At 63.3% G+C, this 5,340-nt stretch carries 3 protein-coding genes; 1 reads left to right on the plus strand and 2 read right to left on the minus strand.

The genetic code is table 11. The features are described 5' to 3' along the window. Together ACESL5_RS09265 and ACESL5_RS09270 are read right to left on the minus strand one after the other, a co-directional pair. A partial coding sequence (locus ACESL5_RS09265) for an efflux RND transporter permease subunit (protein WP_372592497.1) occupies window positions 1–1,992 on the minus strand: 1,992 nt, incomplete at its 3' end. Beyond that, window positions 1,989–3,137, minus strand: coding sequence for an efflux RND transporter periplasmic adaptor subunit (locus ACESL5_RS09270; protein WP_372592498.1), 1,149 nt, complete (start codon window positions 3,135–3,137; stop codon window positions 1,989–1,991). The genes ACESL5_RS09270 and ACESL5_RS09265, both read right to left, overlap by 4 nt. A 508-nt stretch (window positions 3,138–3,645) precedes the next feature. Here ACESL5_RS09270 and ACESL5_RS09275 point away from each other — a divergent pair. After that, window positions 3,646–4,677 carry a LysR family transcriptional regulator gene (locus ACESL5_RS09275; protein ID WP_372592499.1) on the plus strand — a complete coding sequence of 344 codons (1,032 nt, stop codon included), beginning with the start codon at window positions 3,646–3,648 and terminating at the stop codon, window positions 4,675–4,677. Window positions 4,678–5,340 lie beyond the last annotated feature (663 nt).

Consider the following 5,340-nt stretch of genomic DNA (forward strand, 5'->3'; position numbering starts at 1 on the left):
GGCCGGAACGTTGAACACCATGACCTGCGCTTCGGGAATCGCCCATAGCTCCGCATTCAGGCGCCCCACGATCGCCGCCGGTTGCAGCTGTGGATCCTCGCGCTCGGACCAGTCTTTGAGCACAACCACGCCGAAACCCATGTTCGACCCGATACCGCTGAGCAGCGAGTAGCCGCCGATCGCGATGACGTCACTGACCGCCGGGTCGGAGCGAATCGTTTCGGTCAGCTGGTCCATGACCGCGGCGGTGCGGTTGCCGGAGGCAGCGTCCGGCAACTGCACATCGACGAACAGGAAGCCCTGGTCTTCCTCGGGCACGAACCCGGTCGGCGTGGTCGAGGCCAGCCAGGCGACGACGGCCAGTATGCTCACGAAGACCGCGGCGGCCAAGCCGGTTCGGGCCAGGATGCGAGCGATCAGCCAGCGGTATCCACGACTGAGCCGGTCGATCAGAAACTCGACCGGCTTGAGCCAGCCGATCGGCTCGGCTCCCCCCCGCAGAAGCAGCGAGCTGAGTGCTGGCGACAGGGTCAGGGCAACAGCCATGGAAATCAGCACGGCGAAGCAGATCGTCACCGCGAACTGGCGGAATAGCTCACCGGTGATGCCGGGCAGGAACGCCACCGGGACAAAAACCGCCAGCAGCACCATCGTCGTCGAAAAGATCGGGGCGGTGATCTCGCGCATCGCCTGAGCGACAGCCTGCTTGACTTCCATGCCCTTCTCGTGGATCAGCCGATCGACGTTTTCGATCACCACGATGGCATCGTCGACCACGATGCCGATCGCCAGGACCAGGCCGAACAGGGTGATCAGGTTGATCGAGTAGCCCATCACCGCCATGAAGGCGAAGGTGCCGATCAGCGAGACCGGGATGGCGATGGCCGGAATCAACGTGGCGCGCAGGCTTTGCAGAAACAGGAAGACCACCAGGATGACCAGCGCGATGGCTTCAAACAGGGTATGCACGACCTCGCGGATGGACTCGTCGATGAAGCGCGTGCTGTCAAACAGAATGGCGTATTCGAGGCCGTCCGGAAACGAGACCGCGAGGCGCTCCATTTCGGCCCGTGCGCGCTCGGCCACGTCCAGCGCATTGGCCTCGGGCAGCTGGTAGAGCACGAGAAAGGCGGTGTCGCGGCCGTTGAGACGCGAGGTGGCGAAGTAGGAACGCGCACCCAGTTCGACCCGGGCAATGTCCTGTAGCCGGATGACCCGGCCGTCGTCGCCGAGCCGGATCACAGTCTGGCCGAATTCGCCGGCCTCGCTCAGGCGTCCTTCGCTGCGGATATTGAAGGTGAAGAGCTGGTCGGGCGGAGCCGGCTCCTGGCCCAGGGAACCGGCGGCGACGATCTGGTTCTGCTCGCGTACAGCCGCATTGACATCACCCACGGTGATGCCGAGCAGGCTCATCCGCTCCGGATCCAGCCAGATCCGCATCGCGTACTCGCTTGTGCCCAGTACCGACGCTTCGGCTACGCCCGGTATCCGGGCCATGTTCTCCAGCAAGGTGGTCGTGGCGTAGTTGCTCAGAAACAGGGCATCCAGTTCGGGGCGCTCGGAGAACAGGTTGATCCCCATCAACATGTTGCTCGACTGCTTGCGCACTACCACGCCCTCGCGCCGAACCTGCTCCGGCAATTGACTCTCGGCGAGCGTGACCCGGTTCTGCACGTTGACCTGGGCCATGTCGACATCGGTGCCAGTGGCGAAGGTCACGGTGATCGCCGCCACGCCGTCGCTGGTGGCGGCGGACTCGATGTAGATCATGCCCTCGACGCCGTTCAGACGCTGCTCGATGGGACGAATCACGGCATCGGCGACGGTCTCGGCGCTGGCGCCGGGATAGATGGCGCGAACCTGGATCTGCGGAGGCGCCAGGTCTGGATACATGTTGACCGGCAGGGTCTGCAGGGCAAGCAGGCCAGCCATGGTGATGAGGATGGACAGGACGAAGGCCGCCTTCGGCCGGTTGAGGAAGAACTCGGTCACGGTCGAATCAGGTCCACTGGAGCCAGAAGGCCGGTGGCATCATCCCAGTCGTACGTGGCCGTCTCGACGGCACTGCCGGCGCGCACCTTCTGCAGACCCTCGACGACGACCCGATCACCCGGTTCGAGACCGGCGGCCACGACAGAGGCGGCGCGCAACTCGCGCTCCAGCATGATCTGGCGCTCGGAGACGGTCTGATCCGGCTGCACGACCAGGACGAAATGGCCGAGCAGGTTGCGGCGAACCGCCTGTTGCGGCACCAGCAATGTCGCTTCCTGTTCACGGGAGGCGATTTCGACCGTCGCGAACAGGCCGGGGACCAGCTCATCGTCGGGGTTGGGGAAACGCGCGGTGATCTGCGCCGTGCCGGTACTTTCATCCACGGCGATATCGATGAAATCCAGTTGGCCCGGCCATGGATAGCGTTCGTCACCCTCCAGCAGCAGATGAATCTGCAGCTGGTCCGCATCCAGGCCGCTATTACGCAGCCGGACCACCTCCCGGAATTCGCGATCGGTCAGCTGGAAACGGGCTACGATCGGGTCGGTTGCCAGCAGCCTGGCCAAGGTGCCGGACACTGGGCCGACCACGTTGCCGACAGTGGCAACGGTGTCCCCCACGCGTCCGTCGATGGGAGCACGGATAATGGCGTACTCGAGGTTCAGCCAGCTTTGGGCAAGGGCGGCTTCTGCTGCCGCCAGCGCCGATCGCGCCTGATTGACCGCGTCACGCAGCTTGTCAAGGTCGGCGGCCGAAAGGAAATCCCGCTCCGCGAGCTCCAAGCCGCGGTTCAGGTTTCGCTCGGCGACTTCCAGCGCGCTGCGGGGCGCCTCCACCTGGGCCTGGGCCTGCCTGAGCTGTTCGCGCAGTTCCTCGTCGTCGAGCCGAAACAGCACGTCCCCGGCGCTGACACGCGCTCCGCGATCGAACAGAACCGCCGCCACTTCGGCTTCCACCCGTGCCACAACCTGCACGGCTTCCGCCTCCTCGGTGCGAGCGCTGAAGCGCCATTCGCGATTGATCTCGACCGGGCGGATTTCGTAGACCCCGACTCCGACCGGCGCAGAGGGTGGAGGCGGATCTTCCGGACTGCAGGCGGTTAGGCTGAGAAAGGCGATAAGGAAGATCACGAAAATGCCCCTCATCGCGAACTTCCCCCGGTGCTGTAGCGGCACGTCATTTCTAATCCTGGGTCGTTGGTGGAACCAATATTTACGGGGAGAAATGCAACTCGTCGGGCTTGTTTAATACAAAAGCGGACACTCGACCGGGAGAATGCGCATCAGTCCAGTCGTGACAAGCGGGGACAAGGTTGCGTCGGGTTCCCTGTTCCAGACCCCCTGAACCTTATTCCACTGCTCCCGGCCGGTTTCGAGCGACTTCAACGCCAGATCCTCCGCCACCTCGCCACGAACCGGTGACGCGGTGCAGCCGAATCACAGCACCGCGCTGGCAAACAAAAATCTTCGCAGCATCCGCCCCCCACGACTGCCGTCATCGTGCATGGGCAAAGGCACGACTGCGGAGACGCGCACGTCGGAGCCACAGGTTGTCACCTGCCCTTCAAGCCATTGGATTTGATCCAGCACTTTGTATCAGGCAACCTTACATCTGTAAAATGCAATATTGATAAAACAACCATAACAGACACGCATGGACCACCTAGATCTTGACCTCCGCGAATTGAATCAGGTGCTGGCCATCGCTGCGGAAGGCAGTTTTGCCCACGCCGCGCGCCGGCTTCATATCAGCCAGCCCGCTTTGAGCCGAAGCATCCAGGAGGTGGAGCGCAAGACCGGCTTGCGCTTGTTCGAGCGCGGACGCCAGGGAGCGACCCCCACCGATGTGGGCCGGATGGTGTTGCGCCACGCAGAAACCGTCACGGCGGCCGCCTGGGACCTGCAGCGGGAGCTGGCCTTGATCCGGGGTCTGGATACGGGCGCGTTGCGGATCGGGACCGGGGTGTTCCCACCCGAGCTTTTCCTCGGGCAGGCCCTGGGGGACCTCGCGCGACACGGCAAGGGGATCTGCTTGCGCATGGTCGCTGGCTCGGCACCCGATCTCCTGACATTGCTGCGGAAACGTGAGCTGGACCTGCTCGTGGCCGACCCTGCCTGGCTGGAGAAATCCACCGATGTGAGCGTGGCCGAGATGTCTTCGCACGAGGCCTACCTGGTGGTACGGGCCGGCCACCCTCTGCTGGAACGCCCTGCCCTCACCCTGGAGCAGGCCGCCGCGTATCCATTGGTGACCTCATCCACCGTCCCGCCACGCATCGCCCGACTCTCCACGCAGGGGCAGTCGAGACATGCCAGGATGCAGGCGGCGTTGGGCCGGTGGCTCCCAACGATGTACACGGATTCCATCGCCATGATGAAGGACACCGTCCGCAGATCGGACGCGGTGACGATTCTTTCGCTCTACATGGTGCGCCACGAGCTTGACCGCGGGGAACTGAAGGTCCTCCCGATTGCACTCCCCTGGATCACAACAAGGTTTGCGTTCCTGTACCTGTCCCACCGAACCCTCAGCCCATTGGCCGAGGCCTTGATCCAGGCCGCAACGGCAGCGGCGAGCGCGGTGCAGGAGGAAGAACGGCTGCTGAGCCAGCGCTGGATTGCTGGCGGGGCCAAAGAGTCGACGCCTGCCTCCCCAACTGGAAAGCGCCGACGCGCGGTTCGATGAGCTCGGGATTCCTGACACGGGCAGTGGGTAGATGTCCGCGACATCTGCAAAAATATGGTCCCGTATTTGCGACGGCGGGCTTACCGCTCGCGCTCGATGATCCTTCTTGTCCTTGTGCGGGGGACCTGGCTTCCGATGTGAATCCACTCCCTCGCCTGTCGCGACGGATTCATCCCCGCCGCGTGGATCAGCCTGACTTTCATAGCGTGTGGATGACCGCATCTCGTCAATGACCGGTCGCCGGCCGGGAAGAACCCAACGCCCGTTCTGGGTCGTCACCCGCTCCCGCCAGACGATGCAGACTGCGAGTCACTCGTCAGCGACGGCTGCCGGTCACAGGGCAGCGTCGTGCATCGGGCTGCCATCAGGTCATCGACCCTTCATGTAGGCTCTGGCCTTGACACCAGCAATTCATCTCGTGCCGCTCATTCTGATGCAGAATGGCGTAGTGATCTCGATTCCGCTGTTTCTGAGCTGGCACGGGCTGACGTAACCCGATTGAAACAATGATCTGCGACCCTTCGCGTTCCCATTGCTCGTTTGGTCGCCGCATGGACATTATCGTTGCCGTCGCCGCTGGCATCGCGGCCCTTTTTCTGCTGAATCTTCTCAGTTACCGCATTTTGAAACCCCGAATTATCCGGGAGCGTCAGAAATGGGACT

Origin of the sequence: Guyparkeria sp., from assembly GCF_041687595.1 — a bacterium.
Lineage (GTDB): Bacteria > Pseudomonadota > Gammaproteobacteria > Halothiobacillales > Halothiobacillaceae > Guyparkeria.